18 protein-coding genes are annotated in these 19993 nt (G+C 64.4%); 5 read left to right on the top strand and 13 right to left on the bottom strand.

Translation table 11 applies throughout. The annotated features are described in order from the left end of the window. The 3 genes from egtB to egtD are packed head-to-tail and all read right to left on the bottom strand — an operon-like array spanning position 1 to position 3644. The gene (gene egtB, locus AC5RTB_RS01645; RefSeq protein WP_494059330.1) at positions 1 to 1347 is read right to left on the bottom strand and encodes an ergothioneine biosynthesis protein EgtB; all 1347 of its coding nucleotides are present in this window, start codon (positions 1345 to 1347) and stop codon (positions 1 to 3) included. Then, positions 1334 to 2641 (bottom strand): ergothioneine biosynthesis glutamate--cysteine ligase EgtA, encoded by a 1308-nt coding sequence (gene egtA / locus AC5RTB_RS01640; RefSeq protein WP_494059329.1) that lies wholly within the window; start codon positions 2639 to 2641, stop codon positions 1334 to 1336. Before egtA ends, egtB begins: the two co-directional genes overlap by 14 nt. A 4-nt stretch (positions 2642 to 2645) precedes the next feature. Beyond that, entirely contained in the window at positions 2646 to 3644 is a 999-nt protein-coding gene (gene egtD / locus AC5RTB_RS01635; protein WP_494059328.1) for an L-histidine N(alpha)-methyltransferase, read from the bottom strand. Between the two features lie 134 nt (positions 3645 to 3778). Between egtD and AC5RTB_RS01630 the strand changes: the two genes are divergently transcribed. Beyond that, positions 3779 to 5416, top strand: coding sequence for an ABC-F family ATP-binding cassette domain-containing protein (locus tag AC5RTB_RS01630; RefSeq protein ID WP_494059327.1), 1638 nt, complete (start codon positions 3779 to 3781; stop codon positions 5414 to 5416). 7 nt (positions 5417 to 5423) lie between these two features. On the opposite strand, the gene AC5RTB_RS01625 is transcribed toward AC5RTB_RS01630, so the two are convergent. From AC5RTB_RS01625 to AC5RTB_RS01600, 6 genes are all read right to left on the bottom strand, one after another. Next, positions 5424 to 6662, bottom strand: a complete 1239-nt coding sequence (locus AC5RTB_RS01625) for a sensor histidine kinase (RefSeq protein ID WP_494059326.1) — start codon at positions 6660 to 6662, stop codon at positions 5424 to 5426. Further along, positions 6655 to 7368 (bottom strand): response regulator transcription factor, encoded by a 714-nt coding sequence (locus AC5RTB_RS01620; protein ID WP_494059325.1) that lies wholly within the window; start codon positions 7366 to 7368, stop codon positions 6655 to 6657. The genes AC5RTB_RS01625 and AC5RTB_RS01620 overlap by 8 nt, the downstream gene beginning before the upstream one ends. 8 nt (positions 7369 to 7376) lie before the next feature. Further along, positions 7377 to 7769 (bottom strand): hypothetical protein, encoded by a 393-nt coding sequence (locus tag AC5RTB_RS01615; RefSeq protein ID WP_494059324.1) that lies wholly within the window; start codon positions 7767 to 7769, stop codon positions 7377 to 7379. Beyond that, on the bottom strand, positions 7769 to 9556 hold the full coding sequence (locus AC5RTB_RS01610) for an Ig-like domain-containing protein (RefSeq protein ID WP_494059323.1): 1788 nt from the start codon (positions 9554 to 9556) through the stop codon (positions 7769 to 7771). Before AC5RTB_RS01610 ends, AC5RTB_RS01615 begins: the two co-directional genes overlap by 1 nt. Positions 9557 to 9713: 157 nt before the next feature. Further along, complete coding sequence (locus AC5RTB_RS01605; RefSeq protein WP_494059322.1) at positions 9714 to 10295, bottom strand: signal peptidase I; 582 nt, start codon at positions 10293 to 10295, stop codon at positions 9714 to 9716. Positions 10296 to 10370: 75 nt separating this feature from the next. Continuing rightward, entirely contained in the window at positions 10371 to 10922 is a 552-nt protein-coding gene (locus tag AC5RTB_RS01600) for a TasA family protein (protein WP_494059321.1), read from the bottom strand. A 280-nt stretch (positions 10923 to 11202) separates the two neighbouring features. Here AC5RTB_RS01600 and AC5RTB_RS01595 point away from each other — a divergent pair, with 280 nt between their 5' ends. Beyond that, positions 11203 to 12840 carry an SLC13 family permease gene (locus tag AC5RTB_RS01595; protein WP_494059320.1) on the top strand — a complete coding sequence of 546 codons (1638 nt, stop codon included), beginning with the start codon at positions 11203 to 11205 and terminating at the stop codon, positions 12838 to 12840. 45 nt (positions 12841 to 12885) lie between these two features. Here AC5RTB_RS01595 and AC5RTB_RS01590 read toward each other — a convergent pair whose 3' ends face one another. After that, a complete protein-coding gene (locus AC5RTB_RS01590; protein ID WP_494059319.1) occupies positions 12886 to 13713 on the bottom strand; it encodes a phosphotransferase in 828 nt (275 codons plus the stop codon). A gap of 102 nt (positions 13714 to 13815) precedes the next feature. Here AC5RTB_RS01590 and AC5RTB_RS01585 point away from each other — a divergent pair, with 102 nt between their 5' ends. Then, positions 13816 to 15099, top strand: coding sequence for a class I SAM-dependent methyltransferase (locus tag AC5RTB_RS01585; RefSeq protein ID WP_494059318.1), 1284 nt, complete (start codon positions 13816 to 13818; stop codon positions 15097 to 15099). 158 nt (positions 15100 to 15257) lie between these two features. Beyond that, a complete protein-coding gene (locus AC5RTB_RS01580; protein WP_494059317.1) occupies positions 15258 to 16478 on the top strand; it encodes a GAF domain-containing sensor histidine kinase in 1221 nt (406 codons plus the stop codon). On the opposite strand, the gene AC5RTB_RS01575 is transcribed toward AC5RTB_RS01580, so the two are convergent. From AC5RTB_RS01575 to AC5RTB_RS01565, 3 genes are all read right to left on the bottom strand, one after another. Continuing rightward, positions 16463 to 17722, bottom strand: coding sequence for an NYN domain-containing protein (locus tag AC5RTB_RS01575; RefSeq protein ID WP_494059316.1), 1260 nt, complete (start codon positions 17720 to 17722; stop codon positions 16463 to 16465). The two genes, AC5RTB_RS01580 and AC5RTB_RS01575, sit on opposite strands and share 16 nt — an antisense overlap. A 67-nt stretch (positions 17723 to 17789) precedes the next feature. Next, positions 17790 to 18569, bottom strand: coding sequence for a maleylpyruvate isomerase family mycothiol-dependent enzyme (locus AC5RTB_RS01570; protein WP_494059315.1), 780 nt, complete (start codon positions 18567 to 18569; stop codon positions 17790 to 17792). An 18-nt stretch (positions 18570 to 18587) separates the two neighbouring features. Beyond that, positions 18588 to 19199 (bottom strand): TetR/AcrR family transcriptional regulator, encoded by a 612-nt coding sequence (locus AC5RTB_RS01565; protein WP_494059314.1) that lies wholly within the window; start codon positions 19197 to 19199, stop codon positions 18588 to 18590. A 139-nt stretch (positions 19200 to 19338) separates the two neighbouring features. On the opposite strand from AC5RTB_RS01565, the gene AC5RTB_RS01560 reads away from it, so the two are divergent. Beyond that, positions 19339 to 19905, top strand: coding sequence for a dihydrofolate reductase family protein (locus AC5RTB_RS01560; protein WP_494059313.1), 567 nt, complete (start codon positions 19339 to 19341; stop codon positions 19903 to 19905). The last annotated feature ends 88 nt before the right edge of the window (positions 19906 to 19993 follow it).

Here is a 19993-nt window from a genome sequence, read left to right as displayed (position 1 = left end):
CTAGGCAGTCTCCGCTGGCCGGGCGTCGCGTGCGGTCCGGAAGCCCGAGAAGATCTGCCGGCGGATGGGATAGTCCCAGTTGCGGAAGGTCGCCCGGGCCGCCGCTGGGTCGGTGGCCCAGGAACCGCCGCGAAGGACTTTGTAGTCGCTTCCGAAGAACACCTGGCTGTACTCCTCGTAAGGGAAGACAGTGAAGCCCCGGTACGGCTGGAAATCGCTCGCAACCCACTCCCACACATCCCCGATAAGCTGCCGGACACCCAGCGGCGACGCACCCTCGGGGTAGGAGCCGGCGGGTGCTGCACGCAGGGCCGTTCCGGCGAGGTTGGCATGCTCAGCAGCAGGCTCCTCATCTCCCCACGGGAACCGGCGGGACCGGCCGCTTGCAGGGTCAAAGCGCGCGGCCTTCTCCCATTCGACCTCAGTCGGAAGCCGCCGGCCGGACCACCGGGCGTAGGCATCGGCTTCATACCAGCAGACATGCTGGACGGGCTCGTCCGCCGGGACGGGCTCGACTGCGCCGAACCGCCTGCGCATCCACTGACCGTCGGCGTGATGCCAGTATTTTGGAGCCTTCAGGCCTACCTCATTCCGGTGCCGCCATCCCTCCGGGTGCCACCAGACAGGATCGTCGTAACCTCCGGCCGCAATGAACTGCTCATACATGCCGTTGGACACCGGTGTCGTGTCAACCCAGTAGGCCGGTAAGTCCACCGAGTGTGCGGGTCTTTCGTTGTCCAGCGCCCACGGTTCGACCGAGGTGCCCATAGTGAACGGACCGGACGGGATCAACACTTCGCCGGGTAGCGGCAGCCGCCCACGGGTATCAGGCAGCGGTGTCTCCGGGAGGATCCGTTCACCGTCGCGGATCTGGTGGGTTGCGAGCATGGTTTCGGCGTGCTGCTGCTCGTGCTGGACGATCATGCCGAACGCGAACCCGTTCTCCAGCAGCGGCTTGCCCTCCAGCTGGGTACGGTCCAGGATGTCCATCGCCTTGTCCCGTACCTCAGCGATATAGCGTCGCGACTCGGCGGGCGAGAGCAGCGGAAGCGTGGGGCGTGTGCTCCGGGGATGCTGGAAAGCGTCGTACATTTCGTCAAGGTCGCAGCGCAGGGGCGGGCGTCCACCCACGTCGCGCACCAGCCACAGCTCCTCCTGGCTGCCCACGTGCGCCAGATCCCACACCAGGGGCGACATGAGGGGCGAGTGCTGCTTGACCAGTTCGCCGTCGTCGTAATTCGTCAGCGCCAGCGTCCGGTTCCGTGCGCGCTCAAGCCGCCGAGCCAACTCCATCCGGAGCTGCTCGGTGTCTCGAGGTTCAGCTGCTACTGTTTCAGCGATGCTCATGGAGTCGCTCCTGAGGGTGATCGGCTGGGTTCTCCAGGGTGAATGCCGGAACGCGGCCAGTGCGTTGCCATTCAGCGAGCGACACGTCCGCGGGGCTGAGGCCCCGGGCGGTATATCTCTCAATGAATGCGGCTACCCGCGCCCGCGTTTCGAAGTCCGATCCGAGCCGGGGCAGGGCATCCCACGCCGCCTCGGCGCACGTCAGCGCGGCCTCGGCAAGCTCCGGGCGGGACAACCCTTCGCGGGCGGCGGTAAGCGGCGATCCCGCGTCAGCGGGAAGAGCGCGGCAGGCCTCGTCCGCCAGCGCAGCAGCGTAGGGGTCCTCGACCAGGGCGGCGACGACGGCGGTTGGCACCTCCCAGTCCCCACCTGCCTGCGCGTCAATCACCCGCAGTTCGAGGAAGCCGCGGGGCCGGACCGGTGGGAACAGCGTGGTCAGATGGTAGTCGAGGTCCTTCAATGTCACCGGCCGGGGACCGGCTCCACGAAGCCAGTTCCGGAGAGTCAGCGCCCGAGGGACGTGCCAGCTCCCGTCGTCGTTGTCAGGTCTGATGCACAGGACGTTGGCGTCGAGCGCGTAGCGTGCCCAGTCGTGTCGGGGATCATCCGCGAGCGGCGCCGGCGCTGCGGTGCGGGTCGGGTCAATAGCGAGCCAGGCGGCCTGGCGGGTACTGCGCCAGCCGCTCGGTTTGCCTCCGACGAACGGGGAGTTCGCAAACATGGCAGTCAGCAGCGGCGCAAGGAGATGCAGGTGGCGCCAGCGTTGGATTGCGCTGCCGGGACCTGTGCCGTCGGTGCCGGCGTCGAGCGAGATCTGGAGGGAAGCGGTGGAGCACATCATGGTGCGGCCGGCTGGGCCGCTGCGGTCGAACTGCTGCTCCATCGCTGCATAGCGGGGTTGTTCCAGCGTGCGCCGCGGCGGCCGGAACGGGTCGAGTGCCAGGTCTCCGAGAAGGAGCCCTGCATCCGCCAGCAGTTTGACGACCCGGCTGAGATCGCTGCGCGTGGACGAGACGGCTTCCGGGAGGCTCGCTGCACACGCTGAACTGATTTCCAGCTGGCCGCCTGGTTCGAGGGTGATCAGCCCACCGCCGGGAAGTGGCCCCTCGACGCTGCCGACAGCGTCGCGGACCTCTGGTACCGGAACCGGGACGGCGCTGTCCTCGATGCGATGGACCGTCCGTTCAACTTCGATGCCGATCTTTCCGGGAGGACCCGTCTTGAAGCAGACGGATGCAACGTAGATCTCCGCCTCTTCCTCCGAAAGCGGCTTCACCGTCTGCGCGGATCGCATTTGCCTACACCGCCTTGGCCACCGTGACCGCATAACGGTCCTGGGAGTCGCTCCATTGGCCCGCGATGTGGAAACCCGCAGCCTCGAGTTCAACTGCGATAGCGTTCCGGCTGAACTTCGTGGAGATTTCGGTTCTCAGTTCCTCGCCGGCAGCAAAGTGGACCTGAAGATCAACGCCGGGCAACGTCACATCCATGGCCTTCCGCGCGCGCAGACGCATCTCAATCCAGCTCTTGTCCGGGACCCACTCCGCGACATGGTCGAATTCATCGACGTCGAAGTCCGCACCCAGTTCACGGTTCAGAACCCGTAGGACGTTCTTGTTGAAGTCCGCCGTCACACCCTGGGAATCGTCGTAGGCAGGCACCAGTACATCAGCCGGTTTCACCAGATCGGTTCCGACCAGCAGGGACCCGCCTCCGGGTCCCAGCAGTGCGTGGATATTCTCCAGGAACCGCGTGCGCTGTTCCGGCTCGAGGTTGCCAATGGTGCCTCCGAGGAATGCGACCATACGGTGGCCTTCCCGCGGCAGCACATGGAGTTGATGCTCAAAGTCCGCAGCGACGGGGCTCAATTCCAGCTCCGGGAATGTCTCGGAAAGGTGGTCCCCCGCACCCAGCAGCGCGCCGTCGCTCACGTCAACGGCGACGTACCGCTGCAGGTGGCCCTCCTCCTGCAGCGCCGATAACAGGAGGGGCGTCTTGCTGGAGGAGCCTGAACCGAGCTCGATCAGCGTTTCCGCGGGAGCTGCCGCGGCCATATCCGGCGCATACCGCTGCAGGATCTCACGTTCGGCACGAGTGGGGTAGTACTCCGGCAGTTCGGTGATCTGCTCGAACAGGTGGCTCCCGCGATCGTCGTAGAACCATTTGGGTGGAAGCCACTTCGGCGTCGCGGTCAGACCGGTGAGCACATCCTCGCGCAGCGCGGATTCCAGATAGTGCGGCGGCAGGTAATGAGCGATCTCCGCAGGTCCGTGCACCGCGTCTTCAGCGCCTGTCAACAATTGATCACCTTCCAGCCGCACCAGTGGGGTTGAAACTACCGTAGAGCATTTCCACCGCCGCTTTGCGTGGGCGAGGCAGTTAGTTTTCTGTCAGTGTCTTCACCTCCGTCGTCGGCTTCTAGACTGAATCAATGACTGCAACACTCGTGGCCAAGGCTCTCTCCGGCGGCCACGCCCACCGCACACTGTTCTCCCACCTGGACCTGACCGTCACGCAGGGAGACGTCGTCGGAGTGGTGGGAGCAAACGGTGCAGGCAAGTCCACCCTGCTGCGGCTTCTGGCAGGGGTCGATGAGCCGCTGGCCGGCACTGTGATGTGCTCGCCGAAGGACGCCTTCGTGGGCTGGCTCCCCCAGGAGCACGAGCGCACTCCGGGCGAGACCGTGGAAACCTACATCGCCCGCCGGACCGGCGCCACCGCCGCCACTGAGGCCATGGAGAAAGCGGCTGAGGAGCTTGGCACAGAGATCAAGGGAGCCGACGACCGCTACGCCACAGCGCTGGAACACTGGCTCGCGTCGGGCGCAGCGGATCTGGAGGACCGCCTCCCAGCCGTGCTGGCCGACGTCGTGCCCGGCGTCGCACCGGATGCGCCCGTCACCGGCCTCTCCGGCGGGCAACTGGCCCGGGTTGCCCTTGCCACGCTGTTACTGAGCAGGTTCGACATCGTCCTCCTTGATGAGCCGACCAATGACCTGGACCTCGATGGGCTCGCCCGTCTGGAGGCCTTCATGCGTAACCTGCGCGGTGGAGCGGTGCTCGTCTCCCACGACCGCGAGTTCCTGGCGCGCTGTGTGACCACGGTGGTGGAGCTTGACCTGGCGCAGAACCAGGTCGCCGTGTACGACGGTGGCTACGACGCCTACCTCGAAGAACGCGCCGTCGCGAAGCGGCACGCCCGCGAAGCCTACGAGGAGTACGCCGAGAAGAAGCAGGACCTCGTCTCGCGGGCCCGGACGCAGCGCGAATGGAGCTCGCAGGGCGTCCGGAACGCCATGAAGAAGAACCCGGACAATGACAAGATCCGCCGTCGCGCCAGCATGGAGTCGTCGGAGAAGCAGGGGCAGAAGGTCCGGCAGATGGAGTCGCGGATTGCCCGGCTTGAGGAAGTCGAGGAGCCGCGCAAGGAATGGCAGCTGCAGTTCAGCATCGGCTCCGCCCCGCGCTCAAGCTCGGTGGTCGCCACGCTGAACGGCGCCGTGGCGAGGCAGGGCGACTTCACGCTTGGGCCGGTGTCTGTGCAGATCAACGCCGGTGACCGCATTGGCATTACCGGCCCCAATGGCGCCGGCAAGTCCACGCTGCTGCGCCTGCTGCTGGGGCACCAACCGCCCGACGACGGCGCCGCCTCGCTGGGAGCCAACGTCGCCGTCGGTGAAATCGACCAGGCGCGCTGTCAGCTCGCCGAGGAGGAGACGCTGGCCGCAGCCTTCGAGACCGCGGTGCCGGAGCTTGCCCAGGCCGAGGTCCGCACGCTGCTGGCCAAGTTCGGACTCAAGGCCGAGCAGACCTCCGCGCGCGTCGGCATGCTCTCCCCCGGCGAGCGCACGCGGGCGGGGCTTGCGCTGCTGCAGGCCCGCGGGGTGAACCTGCTGGTGCTCGACGAGCCCACCAACCACCTTGACCTTCCCGCCATCGAGCAGCTCGAGGAAGCGCTCGAGGACTATACGGGGGCGCTCCTGCTGGTCACCCATGACCGCAGGATGCTGGCGAACGTCCGCCTTGGCGCGCGGTGGGATGTCGACGGCGGTCAGGTGCGGGTGCAGTAGCGGGCTCCTAGGACAACTCCCGCTTCGGCAGCATGAGCTTGAAGGTGGTGCGATCTTCGGGCCCAAGGACCAGGTGGCCGCCGATTGCCTCGGCGAGTTCCGACGCCACGGCAAGCCCGATTCCCTCACCGTCCGAGCCATGAGCGGCCCTGCGGGTGAAGAGACCGCTCCCGGGCGGCCGGGCTCCGTCGTCGCTGACGATGAGGTTGAGGTGATTACCGGCGTCGACTGCTTCCACGGAGATGGTTCCTGTGCCGTGGTTGATCGCGTTCTCGATGAGGACGTCGAGGATCTGGTTCACGGGGCCGGGGTTGATGAAGGCGGGAAGGGTTCCGTCGTGACTGAGGATTTTCCTGCCGCTGGAAGCAACCTGTTTCTCCCAGCGTGCTGCGGCCTGGGCAGCAACAAGACCCAGATTCACTTCCCGCGCGGCGGTGAGCCGCTGGCCCCGGGCCAGGTCCAGCAACTCGCTCACCGCGGTCGAGAGCCGGTCGATTTCTCCCAGGGAGTGCGTCAGCTGCGCGGCTACGGACGGTGGGGTCTCCTTCCACAGGGTCAGGTCCTCGAGTTCCAGGCGCAGTGCGGTGATGGGCGTGCGCAGCTGGTGCGACGCGTTCGCGGCGAACTCACGTTCCCGGCGAACAAGCTCCGACAGTGCCCGGGAGCTGCTGTGAAGGGCGGTTCCAATCTCCTGCGCCTCCGGTACAGCGTACTTCTTCTCCTCCAGGTCGAACTTCCCGTTGCCCAACTGCTCGGCGGCCACGGCGAGTTCTTGGAAAGGCCGCGACAGCAGCCGCGCGAGGATGAACCCGGCGAGCGCCGAAAGAAGAATCAGTGCCACACCGATGACCACCACGGGCATTACTGCGTTCGCGACGCGGTCGGCCACGATCGCGCCGGACCGCTCCAGCGTGACTGAAGTGCCGTGGTCGAGCGTGCGAGTGAAGCTGATGTCATCATGATGGCCGGTCAGGGGCGGACCGGCTGACGCGATTACGACGTCGGTTGTGTCCCGGTACTCAACCCGCTCACCTGACTGCAGCAGACCGTCAAGGTAGGAATCGGAGATGGTCATTCCGGCTGCCACGCCAGGCAGGAGGCTGGCGAGTAGCTCGGTTGTGCGTTCGACCTTGCGCTGTTCCGACTTCAACGCCTGGTCGGCCACGATGTAGGCACGCGGCACCCCGTACAGGGCGACGACAGCGATGGCGAGTCCGACGAAGGCCGCGATCAGCCGTTCACGCATCCTCCGAACCGTCCTCCAACCGGAAACCCACCCCGCGAACGGTGACTACCTGCACCGTTCCGCCGGACTCCTCGAGTTTTTGCCGCAAGCGACCGACCGTGACGTCGAGGGTTTTGGTGGAGCCGAACCAGTTCTCATCCCAAACCTCGTCCATGAGCCGTTCCCGGGTCACCACCGCTCCCCTATCCTTGTCGAGCAGGGACAGAACGTCGAATTCCTTGACGGTCAGCGGGAGTTCAGAGCCGTCCGAGTAAGCTCTGCGGGATTGCCGATCGACTCGAAGAAGTGGGGCAGCCACGTCGGGCACGGGAACTTTCACCGGCGCCGGTTGCGCTGCCGGAGCGGCTCGGCGCAGCAGGGCGCGGGCACGCGCAAGTAACTCGGCAAGGCCGAATGGCTTGGCCATGTAGTCGTCGGCTCCGACGTCAAGGCCCACCACCCGGTCGATCTCGCCGCCCCGCGCCGTCAGAATGAGGATTCCACCGGTGTAGCCCGCCTCGCGCACACGGCGGCACACCTCCAGGCCGTCGATATCCGGAAGGCCAAGGTCGAGCACGATGAGGTCGAACGGTTCCTGCTCCACGAGTGTGATGCCCGGAGATCCCTCCGCCACCCGACGGACCTCATAGCCCTCCCGCTCGAAGGTGCGGATAAGCGGGAGGGCAATGCCGTCGTCGTCCTCGACCAGCAGTATCTTGTGCCCCATGTCACGAATCATACCGGGGCTCCACTGTCGGTCGGTGCATTGGAGAAGAAGCGCGGAAGTAGCATCAACAGAACCAGGAGCGCCAGCGTAAGGGAGATGACGCTGAGGATGGCATTGAACCCGGACCACAGATCCAGAGCGGATCCCGGCAACCCGACGGTGAGGGACAGAATGTGCCCGATGGCCGTCGCGATCGCGATCATTGCGAGTGCGAACCGGGATTCGAAACAGTTGTCACGCCACAGCTTGGCGCTCGCGAGCATTCCGAAGAAGCATGCGAGGAACAGCAGTACGGAAAGGTACGGGGCTAAGCCGAGGTACTGGAATCCAGCGACACCCTGCACTACGGCCAGGGCCAGCGAGGTTACAACCAGCAATCGTGGGCGTGACAGCTGCCGCATCAAAAGTCCCTGTCCAGCGGCCCCGACTCGATGACGGGAGTCGTCGAGGTGCGGTTGCCTGCCAGATCAGTCACTGCACCATTCGGGGTCCAGATCATGGTTCCGGCGACCGTGACGTTGCGGAGACCGCTGCCGTTGGGAGGAGCACCCAGCGTGACGGTGACGACGGTACGCAAGGTTCCATCGACCGTGACGGTGGACGCCGTCATGGTGGCGGCGAAGTTGACTACCTTTCCGGCTCGGATAAAGTCCTGACCCAGGTTCACGATACCGAGATTTACGACGCTACCGCTGCGCTGGACTTCGATGGTGTCGCCCGTGGCGTTGTCCGCTGCACGCGCTGTTACAGCCAGAGGTGCCCCGTTCCAGCCGGGGGTGATCGTCGCGATGTTCACCTGCTGGCTGTAGGTGTAGGTCAGCGTATCACCGGCCTCCAGACGCCCGGGTGTGGTGGAACCGTTGGCACTCTGTATGTCATAACCGCGCAGCGCGATATTGTCCACCTGGCGGGCAGAGACAACGGCGGAAATGGTTTCCTTCGTGGTCCCGTCCACCAGGACTGCACTGAAGTCGTAGAGTCCGTCTGTAACGGTGGCGCTGTTCCAGTCGCAGGTATACGGCGCACTGGTTCGTGAGCACAGCGTGGTCCAGCTGGTGGTGCCGGTCGGCGCAATCTGGATGCGCACCGATGTGACGCCAGCGGTCGAGGACGCGTTGGCCGTCAGCGACGCAGTACCAGTGATGTAGGCGCCGGGATCTTCCATCGACACTGAGGACACCGTGTTGTCGAGGAGCCGGTTGGTGACCGCAGGCGATGTCGTGCTGTTGCCGGCGAAGTCCACGGCGACGGCGCGGAAGCTGTAACTGCCGTCGACGATTGCTGCCGTGTCGTACCGGCAGGAGAACGGCGAGGTGGTGATGGTGCACAGGGTGGTCCAGGTGGTGCCGCCGGTGACGGCGTACTGGATGGTCACCTGGGCCACACCGGAGTGCGCATCAGTGGCGGTAGCGGCGAAAGTGCGGACGCCGCTCAGGGGCGAGCCGGGATCGGTCATGGTGACACTCGGTGCCGCATTATCCACGAGGACATCCAAAACGATCGCGGAGTAGGTGGTGGTGCCGTTGGCTGTGGCGACGGCGCGAAGGTCGTAGTAGTCGTTCGCGAAGCTGGTGGTGTTCCAGACGCAGTTGTACGGAGAGACCATGTTGTTGCACAGGGTCGTCCACTTGTTTGCTCCAGCGAGGGAGTACTCGACACGGACCGCGTAGGAGGTGGAGCCGGCGTTGACCAGTGAAACTGTCAAGGTGACCTGACCGCGGACAACTTCACCCGGGTTTGAGAGGGTGACCAGGAAATTGTTGGCGATGGTGGTGGACACCGAGTCCGACGTCGTCGTGAAGCCGGAACTGTCGGTGGCAATCGCGCGGAGGCTATAGCCACCGTCGGGCACGTTTCCGGACTTGGTGTTCCAGGAGCACGAGTAGGGCGCCGTCGTGTCCGAGCAGATTGTTGTCCATGAGGTGCCGCCGGAGCCGAGGTACTGAATGGTGACGTTCGCGATGCCGGTCTCGGCGTCTGCGGCGTTGGCCGTGATGGTGACGGTGTCCCTAATCGGGGATCCGGGGTTGACCATGCTCACGGTTGGCGGTGTCCAGTCGGCAGCTGCGCGAACAGTGCCCGTGTTGATTGTGGACGATGTGAAGGCCGCGGTGGAGAACGCCGGCATGTCGAAGGCCACGAGCGCAGCAAGGACCGCCATCAGGGCGATTACCATGCGTACTTTCATGACCGGCTCTCTATCGGGAATTTCCTTCGCCTTCAACAGTAGGGAAAGGTCCTCAACAGGCGCGCAACAGGCAGCGGGAGCCAATTCCACAGTTTGGCAACAAACGCAGGAAGGCCCTCCCGGGACGTCGGAAGGGCCTTCATGGCGGTGGCGGCTGTCAGGCCGTCACTTCGGCGGCTTTCATGGTCCGCGCTTGCTGCTTGGGTTCCCGAAGCACCCGGATAACCTCAAGCACACTCAGGACGGCGATCGCTGCGGCGGGGACACCGATGATGATCATCCTCAGGTCCTTGTCCGCCAGGGCGATGAAGGCCCACCCGACGTAGGGCACGGCAACATCGAGACGTGCCTGCGTGGGCGCCTGGAGCTGGAACGTCCACGAGTCGGCGGATGCGTTGGCGTCCCCGCGGGTCCGGAAGACCGGGCCCGTCTCCGATGCCTCGATCGAATCTATGCGGTGGGTCACCAGCTCGTTCAGACCGGAGTCCGACGGCGGCAGGTAGGTGATGATGTCCCCCACCTTCAGGTCGTTCACCGGCACCGCACGTTCGAACACCAGCGAACCGCGCTCGAACGTTCCGGACATTGAACCGCCGGTGATGACGTACCGTTCGAAGCCCAGCAGGCCCGGCAGGAGGAACAGCGCCGCGAGCGCGAACGCTGCCACGGCGGCCACGTTGGTGACAATCCTGGCCAGTTCTCGGAGTACACCGCGGCGGGGTGCTGGGGAGCTGCTCATCGTGGTGCCTTCCGTGCCGGTTCCTGGGGTCTGCTGATTGGTGGGATGCGGGAGCTATCCCGCATCCGGCGGATGCTACTGGTCGGTGGTGGTTGCCGCGGTCTGGACGGCATCCCAGGTGTAGGTGGCGGTGGCGGTCTTGCCCTGTTCTTCATTGCCGGCAGACTGGGCGAGCTTGGTGCTGAAGGTGAAGGTGCGGGCTTCGCCGGCGGCGAAGGTACCGAGGTCCGCGGTTCCCAGCGTGGCGAAGGTCCCGGTCCAGATGGGGGCGGTGACGCCGGCCTGGGTGATGGTGAGCTTGAGGTTCGCGGGCGTGGTGAAGCCGTTTGTTGCCGTTTCCTTCAGCGTGAAGGTGGAGGGCAACGACCCGCTGTTGGCGATGGTGACGGTGCCGTTGAGGGTGTCACCCGGCTTCAGGTCGCCCAGGTTGAAGATGGCGGCGTTGGCCTTGGAGTTGGTCTGGGTAAGCGTGCCGGTGGTGTAGGCGTTGGAGGTGTTGACGCTCTGGGACACGAAGTCGGCGCCCGAGCCGACGGTCAGGGCCGCGGCGGCGAAGAGGCCCGCGATGGGGAGCAGCAGACGGCGGCTGCGGGAGGTTGACTTGGTGGCGGCGGCGGTGCTGTTCATGGGGTGCTCCTGAGACATTTGAAGGGGTGGACTTGCTATGCCCTCAACGTTATGGAGCGGGGCGGAACAGCCCGGTAACAGGTACTACTCAGGAGTTCCACGAAAAGGGAACAAAGAGTTGGCGGATCTTCCATGCGGTCTTGTTGAGTAACAGCGGGCTTGAAACGAAGAAGTGATCCGTATCACATTTGTAATTTCTTCTTTATCCTTTCTGTACATAGATCGACGCGTGACAACGACCGAAGGACTACAACCGCACTAGTTCGAAAAGGACAGACGCATGAGCCACGAATCCGAGGGCGTCGTCGCCCAGCAAGGCCAGTCCGAACGAAGGGACGAAAAGGCGGGACCGCAGCGATCTGTCGGCAGGACGTGGCTCTACCGAGGACTCGGGTTGGTCCTGGCCGTCGTCGTCTGGCTGCTCCTTGGCAATACCGAGGTCTCGGCAGATGCGCGGGTGGTGGGTGCGGTCGCCACACTGATGGCCGTGTGGTGGATGACCGAGGCGATGCCCCTGTCGGTCACATCATTGCTCCCGATCGTCCTGTTCCCGGTGCTGACCGCGCTTGAAGTTTCCGAGGTCACGGCTCCTTACGCCAACCCCATCGTCTTCCTCTTCCTGGGCGGTTTCCTCATTGCAATCGCCATGCAGAAGTGGAACCTGCACCGCCGCATCGCGCTGCTGACCCTCCGCCGGGTCGGCACTCATCCGCGGCAGATCATCCTTGGCATGATGATCGCAACGGCTTTCCTGTCGATGTGGGTGTCCAACACAGCGACGACGCTGATGATGCTGCCCATCGGTCTGAGCGTCCTGACCCTCGTGGTGGAGAACAGCCGGCACGCCGGTGCCCCGGCCACTGCCGGAGCCAAAGCCGAAGCCGAGGACATGACCGAGCGGATCCGCTCGGGCGAGGCCATCAGTGACGTGGTTGATGACCGCAACGTGCGCATCTTCGGCGTGGCGCTCGTTCTGTCGATCGCCTGGGCCGCCACCATCGGCGGTTTGGGCACGCTGCTGGGCAGCCCGCCGAACGCCATCGTGGCCGGCTACATCAGCGAGGAACTGGGGCGTACCGTCGGCTTCGCCGAGTGGATGATGCTCGGCGTCCCGATCGTGATCGTTTTTATCGGGCTCGCCTGGTTGATCCTCACCCGGCTCATGTTCCGCTTCCATCTCGACGAGGTGCCAGGCGGCAAGGAACTGATCAACAACGAGATCGCTGCACTGGGTCCCATGAGTCAGGGCGAGAAAATCGTGCTGGGCGTCTTCGCTGCCGCAGCATTCTGCTGGATCGTCCCGGGTCTGCTCTCCGGCGTGGGCGACCTCGGCGAGCAGTTTCCCTGGCTTGACCTCTTCAATGACACCGTCATCGCAATTGGAGCAGGCGTGGTGCTCTTCCTGCTTCCCGGAGACAAGCACGGGAACATGACTCTGGTGTGGAAGGACGCCGAGCGGGGCCTCCCGTGGGGCGTCCTCCTACTCTTCGGCGGTGGTCTGTCGCTCGCCGCCGCCGTCGCCGGCACCGGCCTTGACGCCTGGTTCGGTGAGCAGGTTACCGGGCTGGGAGCACTGCCCATCGTCCTGCTCCTCGCCGCCGTGGTCACTATCGTCCTGCTCCTCACCGAGATCACCAGCAACACGGCCACGGCTGCAACCTTCATCCCGATCCTCGGTGGCGTCGCCGTCGGAATCGGCGTAGACCCGATGACGCTGCTCATTCCGGCAGCACTGGCTGCCACGTGCGCGTTCATGCTGCCCGTCGGTACTCCGCCCAATGCGATCGTCTTTGCCACCGGTCAGGTCAAGATCACCGAGATGGTCCGCGGCGGCGTGGTACTCAACATCGTGGGGATCATCCTGATTACCCTCTTCACCATCATGGTCGGCCCCTTTGCCCTGGGCCTGGTCCTCTAGCTCCCCGCATCGGAACAATAACGCTCCGACCACTTCAACACGGTGTTACTTTCTCAGTTGCTCCCGGTGCCATTCATTTGCGGTGAGGATGTCGTCGTGCAGTTCGCGTAGCCACTCCGGGTCGGAGGGCTTGCCGCCGTCGTCGAGGATGGAATCGTCCATGGCAGCACGGCGCGCTGAGTACTGCAACGCGTAAGGGACCACCGACTCTTCTTCCGCCGAGGCGAACCCGCGCCGCGAGCGATATCCCGCGAGGAATTCCGCATACAACAGTGGCTCGGGTTGCTCACCCTCATCACCGCGCAACGCCCGTGTGGCCAGGGTGATGTCTTCCGCGGCCGTGCCTGGACGGGACTCGTCGAGATCGAAAACGCTCACGCCGTCGTCCGTGAATCGGAGGTTATCCAACTCGAAGTCGCCGTGGATGATGACTTGTCCGGCGTCGGCGATCCCGCCGGCAATGTCGTGGAAGACGGCTAGCGCCCTCCCCCAGGCGCGGGCCTTCTCCGGCGTGAGGGATGTGACCTCGAAAGCTTCACCCGGAGCTTCGACAACCAGCATGGCCGCCATCCGGCCGAAGTCCGTCTGAACGCTAACGACGAGGTCGCCGGACTGCGCCGGCAAGGGACGGGCCACCCAAAGCCCGTCGACTGACGGGAAACTGTCGGCCAGTTCAGCGCCTCCCCTCAATCGGGACGCCGCCGGTGTTTCGTCAGCAACGAACCGGAGGAAGCGACGATGTTCGCCGGGAACCACGAAGACGTGACTCGCACTCGACCGCCACCAGCGCGCGCTTCCGGGGTCGAGGCCCCACGCTTGGGCGACCTGGTCGGCGATGGGTGAGCGCCAGTCGGCGTCGACGGAGTTCTTCATACGGCGAATTTTACTGAGCGGCATCATCACCGTTCCATCGTTCCATGGAGCCGCGGCTCTTAGCTCTGGTTCCAGCGGACAAATGGTAGTACAAAAGGATCTATGGCGAATAAAAAGGGAGTGGCACCGCGCTTGGCCGAAGCCCTGGGGATCATCCTCGGCACCGAGGAGATCCCCCTGCGGCTTCAGGCGTGGGACGGATCCGAGGCTGGACCGGTCAACGCCCCGATAATTCAGTTCCGCTCCCACCGCGGGCTGCGCCGAATGCTGTGGTCACCGAATCAGCTCGGTCTGAGCCGTGCGTACGTGGCCGGGGATATCGACGGTCCCGGTGACCTCTTCGAAAGCTTCTCGGTGCTCAGTTCCGTCGGCAAGTTCGCCGAGCTGAAGGCCTTCCGCCCTCCCACCCTCGGCGAGCGCTGGAAACTCCTCCGGACCGCCGTCCGGGTCGGTGCGATCGGGCTTCCGCCCGCACCGCCGCCCGAGGAAATGGACGTCACCCGGAAGGGGCGCCTCCATTCCAAGAAGCGCGACGCCGCGGCAATCTCACACCATTACGACGTCGGCAACGACTTTTATGCGCTCGTCCTCGGACCGTCGATGGTTTATTCGTGTGCGGTTTGGGAGAACGAGAGCACCGGCCTGGACGCGGCACAGGAGGCGAAGCTCGATCTGGTCTGCCGCAAGCTCGGTCTGCGGCCGGGGATGAGGGTGCTGGACGTGGGCTGCGGCTGGGGCAGCTTCGCGCTGCACGCGGCGCAGAACTACGGAGCCGACGTCGTCGGTGTCACGCTCTCGAAAGAGCAAGCGGTATTCGCACGGAAGCGGGCGGCCGACGTCGGGCTTTCCGACCGGATCGAGATCCGGGTTCAGGACTATCGCGACGTTGACGATGGCCCGTTCGACGCGATCAGTTCGATCGGGATGGCCGAGCACGTCGGCGGGGAGCAGATCGGGCGCTACGCGTCCCATCTGAGTGGTCTGCTGCGTCCGGGTGGCAGGCTGCTCAACCACGCGATTTCGTGGAACGCCGGTGAGATGCCGCCGGATCCGGACTCGTTCATCCCCCGCTACGTTTTCCCCGACGGTGAAATGCTCAGCCTCACGGTCATGGTCGGGGCACTCGAATCGGCCGGGTTGGAAGTGCTCGACGTCGAAGCGCTGCGCCGACACTACGGGCTCACGTTGCGCGCCTGGGTGCACAACCTGGAGGAGAACTGGGACGAGGCCGTCCGGCTCACGAGTGAAGGACGGGCGCGGGTATGGCGGTTGTATATGGCGTCGAGCGCGCTCGGGTTTGAGCGGGGACTGAATAGCGTGAACCAGGTGCTGGTCCAGCGTTCGGGTGGTGAGAACCCGCCTCTGCGACGCCGCGAGTGGATGTAGGGCCACCCAGTTTTTACAGGCGCACATTTTGATACATTTTGGGGTTTGTTAAACTGGACGGAATACTTGGACCGTTTCATCTCGCGCGATCCGCGGGACTAGCGGCAGACCGCCGGACTCCACCCGGTCATAGTGAACCGTACAGATTGAGGCAGTCGATGGACTACGAGGACGAACAGGTCCGCCTGCACGCCCTAAACAATTACGACGTTCTTGAACGGCCGCCCGCTCCGGAATTGCAGGCCCTCGTGGACCTTGCTGCGTTGGTGTGTGACGTGCCCAACGCGGCGATCAACCTCATCACACCCACTCATCAGCACCAGATAGCGGCCAGCGGGTTTGAACCCAGTGTGTGCACACGCGAAGATTCGCTCTGTGCGGCAGTCCTGGACCAGCCTCAGACGATTGTGGTGGCTGACGCGAGCAAGGACCGGCGCTTCGCAGACAATCCTTTTGTGACCGGGGAGATACTCGACGTCCGTTTCTACGCTTCGGCACCGCTTATGACACCAGCTGGGCTGACAATCGGACGGTTGTGCGTCTTCGATTCCGTCCCCCGCTCGCTCTCCGAAGAGCAGGAGAACGCCCTTGACGTGCTCGCCAGCCGTGTGGCTGACGCCCTCGAACTGACGCTGCGTAGCCGTCAGCTGGAGGAATCCATGGCAGAACTGACGCGCACCAGGGACGAACTCCGGCAGTCGAATGAACGCCTGTCCCTCTTTGCGGGTCAGGTGAGTCACGACCTGCGCAATCCGCTGACCGCCGTCATGGTCGGCATCGAGCAGCTCTCCCTCGAACCCGCTATTGCTGCCGATGAATACCTGAGCGAGATCGTCAAAGGTGCCGCGGCCGCGTCAGGACGCATGGAGCTGATGATCTCCGCGGCTTTGAAGTACGCGCGTATCGGGGGGCAGCTGCACGTCACCGACGTCGATCTGGCGGACGTGACCGGATCTGTTCTGGCGGATCTGAAGCCTGCCATCGACCGTTCGGGAGCAACGGTTGAAGTGGAAGCCTTGCCGACAGTTCATGCCGACAGCAACCATCTGTATGTCGTGCTCCTCAACGTGCTCGATAACGCCATCAAGTTCTCCCGCCCGGGTACTCCGCCGCGAATCAGGATCGCATGCGCCGCCCGGGACGAAAACCGGGTGCGTGTCGAGGTGCGGGACAACGGTCGGGGCGTAGCGCCTGAGAAGCAGGAGCGCATGTTCACGCTGTTCGCACGTGCTGACACCGGGGAACCGGGCAGTGGGATCGGGCTCGCGACTGCGCGGCACATCATTGAGTCCCACGATGGGCAGATGGGCATGGACAGCGCTCCGGAGCAGGGCACCACCGTGTGGTTCGAACTGCCGCTGGGCTACTCGCTCTCCTGAGGACTGGGAGGCTGAGAAGCGAGTCCCCCGCTGGCCCATTCCCTCAGTGCGGCAGTCTCTTTCGGATCGAGCTGCATGCCCGCAATACGGCACATGGTCTCAACGTTGCGCACCCATGCCGCGGCAAGCTTAGCCGCGCTGGCGCCACCCGCAAGCGGGGCCTTCGCGTACAGTCCCTGAATTACGAAATTGATCGCGGACCGGGACACCGGTGTGCCGGCCTCTACGCACTCGTCCCTGACCCGCTTTGCCAGTTCATTGCGGTTTGTGGATTCGGTTGCCAGCGCCTCCATCGATACGAATATCTGCCGGTACTGCGCCGTCGACAGTTCAGGAGCGTCCGTAACCCGGCAGACCTGCTGGCCGATCCGTGGCGCGGGCGATTCCGCGACGCGCGGCAGGTCGGTGTGTGAGAACCGCCGTGAATCCCAGACCCAACCGGGCGCCGGCGTCGGCGAGTATTCGACGCCGCCACCGAGGTGCGATACCCAGACCCCAAACTTCCCGTGGCCGTCCCAGTCATTAGCCAGTAGCGGCTCAACCGCGGTTGCCCGGTGGGCGACAATCGCGCCGGTCACCGGCCCGGGGGCCTGCTTGACGAAACTTCGGACCGCGTCTGCCGCTGACTTGTGCGACGTCTTCATGGTGACGCGGGTAGCAGTCGGTGCCGCTTGACTCTCCTGGGTGGCCTCCACGTCTGTCGACGCATCGAGCATTGATACGAACTCGTAGGACTGGATGACTGCATCCGCCATCTCCCGGTACGCAGCTGCTACAGCGCCGGCGACGATGACGGTGGTCCGCCGGTCTGCCGCCCGGAAACGCTGCACCAGAGATGTGAAATCCGCGTCGGCGGAGGCTATGAAGAACTCGTCGATGTGTGAAGCGCTCGCCAGAACGTCCACCGCATCGAGCACCAGGTTGATGTCTGTGCTGCTTTTTCCCTGCTGGGTCAGTGACGGACAGTCAATGACGCGGAAACCGGCGCGTGTCCAGAACGAGCGGTATTTCGAGTAGATGGCTGGGTTCAGGTAGCAGTTGCGGATGAGGAAACGCATGCTGGTTCGGCCCTCGATGCCGTCCGCCGCCTCCGCGATCGCAGTGATCCAGTGGCCCGGGTCTGTGGCAAATCGTTCGGCCGCGGCAGGCTCGAGCATCTTCAGCCCGGTGTACACGTTGTCGAAATCCACGAAGATCGCAGCGCGCGACGGTGCGGTGCGGTTGAGCTGGGCAGTATCCGGCATGGCGTAAGTGTCCCAGCGGACTGGGAAGGTGACAATAGTTCCCGTCCGACGGCGGGAACAGAGGCGTCTAGAACGGAACCAACGTCGCCATCAGCCCTTCCCCCGGTGCCCGTCCGGAGAGAATGCGGCAGAATTCGACTGCATCGAGCTCGATGTCTTCACCGCCTTTGCCCTCGCTCCACGTTCCGCCCGCCGGGCCGGTAAGCCTCAGCCGGTACGGCTGGCCGTGCCGTGCCGCCCAGTCGCGGACGACGTCGTCGATCAGGACGCCGTCGTGATCCTCCGTGAGCAGCATCTCCTTGCCGGTGGCGCGGCTGAGGTCGACTCGGTGCATCCAGGGGTCACGGGTGAGGATGATGTCCGTCAGGTAACCGATTGTCCACCATTCCGACACTTCGTCCATGGACTGCTCCTCGGGTAGCCGGCGGTTGCGGATGAAGGATGGAATCAGGCGTCGGCTGCGGGCGGCCTTCGGTCCGATCTTCTTCAACTCGGCGGTGATCTGCTCCGGCGTCTTATCCGCCCGTTCGGAGACCTGCAGGCCGGTCAGCGCATCGATCGGTTCGACGCCGGTGCGTGCGACCTCCTTCTTCGCCGTATTCATCTGGCGATTTGTCTCCCAGGGAGTTGCTGCCATCGCGGCCATGCCGCAGATGTGGGCGACCATGGCGCGGACGTCCCACTTGGTGCAGTCGGTGGGCAGCGTCCACTGCTCAGGCGAGAGTGCGTCGACGGTGTCCGCCGCGTGCTGGTATTCCGTGCGGGCAAGCCGCATGGCTGTTTTGTGGTCCAGGCCGGGGCGGCGTGGGTGCTCCCGGGTGCCGGCTGTTGCGGTTTGAGTGCTCATGACGGGGGTCCTTGCGGTTCAGGAAGGAGGTGAGGGTGCCAGATCGAGTGAGTCGACGTACATGTCGACTGCACGATCCAGCAGTTTCTCCCAGCGGTTGCCGCCGGGATCGTTGGCCAGTTGGGCGTCGATGAGCCCACCCAGCATCGCGGTATAAAGGTCAATGTCCTCGCGACGGGTAACACCGTACGGCGCCAATTCCTCGCGGAAGCTCTCCCAGGCGGCAACGGACGGCGCATAGGATTCCGGCGTCGGTTCAAAGCCCGGGATGGTGCGCTGGTTCATCAGCTGGGCGCGAGGTGGGTCGCTCACACAGAACTCGAAGAAGGCTCGCGAATTCCATCTGAGGAAGTCACGCAGGGAGTCTTTGGGGGCCGCGCGCAATCCGGCTTCCATCTCGTCGTTGCAGTCGCGCCAGGCCTGAGCGAACATCGCGTCGAAGATCGCGTTCCGGGATTCGAAGTGGGTATACAACGACGGCGCCCGCATGCCCACGCGCGCCGCGACCTCCCGCAGGGTCACGGCAGCCAGCCCGTCCTCGCGAGCCACCGACCAGGCGGCGTTGACAATCTCCCGCCGGGAAGCCTCACGCCGTTCGGATAACCTATCGCGAGTAGGATTTCCTAACATAATTAGGATTATGCGCCGGTTCAGCTCCCCCGTCAATGGATTTTTCCCGGCACCTCTGGGCCTATTCCAGCGAACCTTGGAGTGCTTCACTGGAAAGCACGACGGCGGCCACACCGCCTCTCGCCCTGGAGGTAGCCGAATGCGCAAGATCATCCTGATGATGTCCGTGTCTCTGGACGGATTCTTCGAGGGGCCCGATCGGGACATCAGCTGGCATCGAGTGGACGAGGAACTGCACCGCTACTTCAATGAACAGTGCCGGGCAATGGGAGCGTTCATGGACGGGCGCGTCACCCACGAGCTCCTGGCTGAGTTCTGGCCCACCGCCGATCAGGATCCGGACAGCTCCCCGGTCGAAGTCGAGTTCGCCGGAATCTGGCGTGAGAAGCCCAAGTTTGTCTTCTCCCGGACACTCACGGAGGCCAACTGGAACACCACGGTGATTCCCGACGTCGTGCCTGCACAGATCGAAGAGCTGAAGGCTCAGGCCGAAGGCGACATCGCGCTGAGTGGCGCGAATCTGGCCTCCACCTTTATGCGGCTCGGCCTGATCGACGAATTCCACATCTGCGTCCATCCCGTGGTGCTGGGGAAGGGTCGGCCGCTGTTCGAGTCCCCGGACATCATGCTTGACCTCAAGCTCGAGGGGACCCGCGCGTTCGGTAACGGCGTGGTTCTGCTCCGCTACTCACGCGACGGCGCCTAGAGCTGCCGCAGGCAGAGGGATGGGACGCCGTCGGTGAGCTCTGTGGGCGCGACTTCCCGCCGGTCAACAACGCAAGTTCGACGGCGTC

It is taken from the genome of Arthrobacter sp. M71 S08, assembly GCF_059089725.1.
The sequence above is the reverse complement of the archived record's forward strand: the minus strand, read 5'-3'. Positions and strand labels throughout refer to the sequence as shown.

Excerpts from the sequence above, each read along its gene's own strand:
- egtB (WP_494059330.1), bottom strand. The coding sequence starts at position 1,347 with ATGAGCATCGCTGAAACAGTAGCAGCTGAACCTCGAGACACCGAGCAG.
- egtA (WP_494059329.1), bottom strand. The coding sequence starts at position 2,641 with ATGCGATCCGCGCAGACGGTGAAGCCGCTTTCGGAGGAAGAGGCGGAG.
- AC5RTB_RS01630 (WP_494059327.1), top strand. The coding sequence starts at position 3,779 with ATGACTGCAACACTCGTGGCCAAGGCTCTCTCCGGCGGCCACGCCCAC.
- AC5RTB_RS01625 (WP_494059326.1), bottom strand. The coding sequence starts at position 6,662 with ATGCGTGAACGGCTGATCGCGGCCTTCGTCGGACTCGCCATCGCTGTC.
- AC5RTB_RS01620 (WP_494059325.1), bottom strand. The coding sequence starts at position 7,368 with ATGGGGCACAAGATACTGCTGGTCGAGGACGACGACGGCATTGCCCTC.
- AC5RTB_RS01615 (WP_494059324.1), bottom strand. The coding sequence starts at position 7,769 with ATGCGGCAGCTGTCACGCCCACGATTGCTGGTTGTAACCTCGCTGGCC.
- AC5RTB_RS01610 (WP_494059323.1), bottom strand. The coding sequence starts at position 9,556 with ATGAAAGTACGCATGGTAATCGCCCTGATGGCGGTCCTTGCTGCGCTC.
- AC5RTB_RS01605 (WP_494059322.1), bottom strand. The coding sequence starts at position 10,295 with ATGAGCAGCTCCCCAGCACCCCGCCGCGGTGTACTCCGAGAACTGGCC.
- AC5RTB_RS01600 (WP_494059321.1), bottom strand. The coding sequence starts at position 10,922 with ATGAACAGCACCGCCGCCGCCACCAAGTCAACCTCCCGCAGCCGCCGT.
- AC5RTB_RS01595 (WP_494059320.1), top strand. The coding sequence starts at position 11,203 with ATGAGCCACGAATCCGAGGGCGTCGTCGCCCAGCAAGGCCAGTCCGAA.
- AC5RTB_RS01590 (WP_494059319.1), bottom strand. The coding sequence starts at position 13,713 with ATGAAGAACTCCGTCGACGCCGACTGGCGCTCACCCATCGCCGACCAG.
- AC5RTB_RS01585 (WP_494059318.1), top strand. The coding sequence starts at position 13,816 with ATGGCGAATAAAAAGGGAGTGGCACCGCGCTTGGCCGAAGCCCTGGGG.
- AC5RTB_RS01580 (WP_494059317.1), top strand. The coding sequence starts at position 15,258 with ATGGACTACGAGGACGAACAGGTCCGCCTGCACGCCCTAAACAATTAC.
- AC5RTB_RS01575 (WP_494059316.1), bottom strand. The coding sequence starts at position 17,722 with ATGCCGGATACTGCCCAGCTCAACCGCACCGCACCGTCGCGCGCTGCG.
- AC5RTB_RS01570 (WP_494059315.1), bottom strand. The coding sequence starts at position 18,569 with ATGAGCACTCAAACCGCAACAGCCGGCACCCGGGAGCACCCACGCCGC.
- AC5RTB_RS01565 (WP_494059314.1), bottom strand. The coding sequence starts at position 19,199 with ATGTTAGGAAATCCTACTCGCGATAGGTTATCCGAACGGCGTGAGGCT.
- AC5RTB_RS01560 (WP_494059313.1), top strand. The coding sequence starts at position 19,339 with ATGCGCAAGATCATCCTGATGATGTCCGTGTCTCTGGACGGATTCTTC.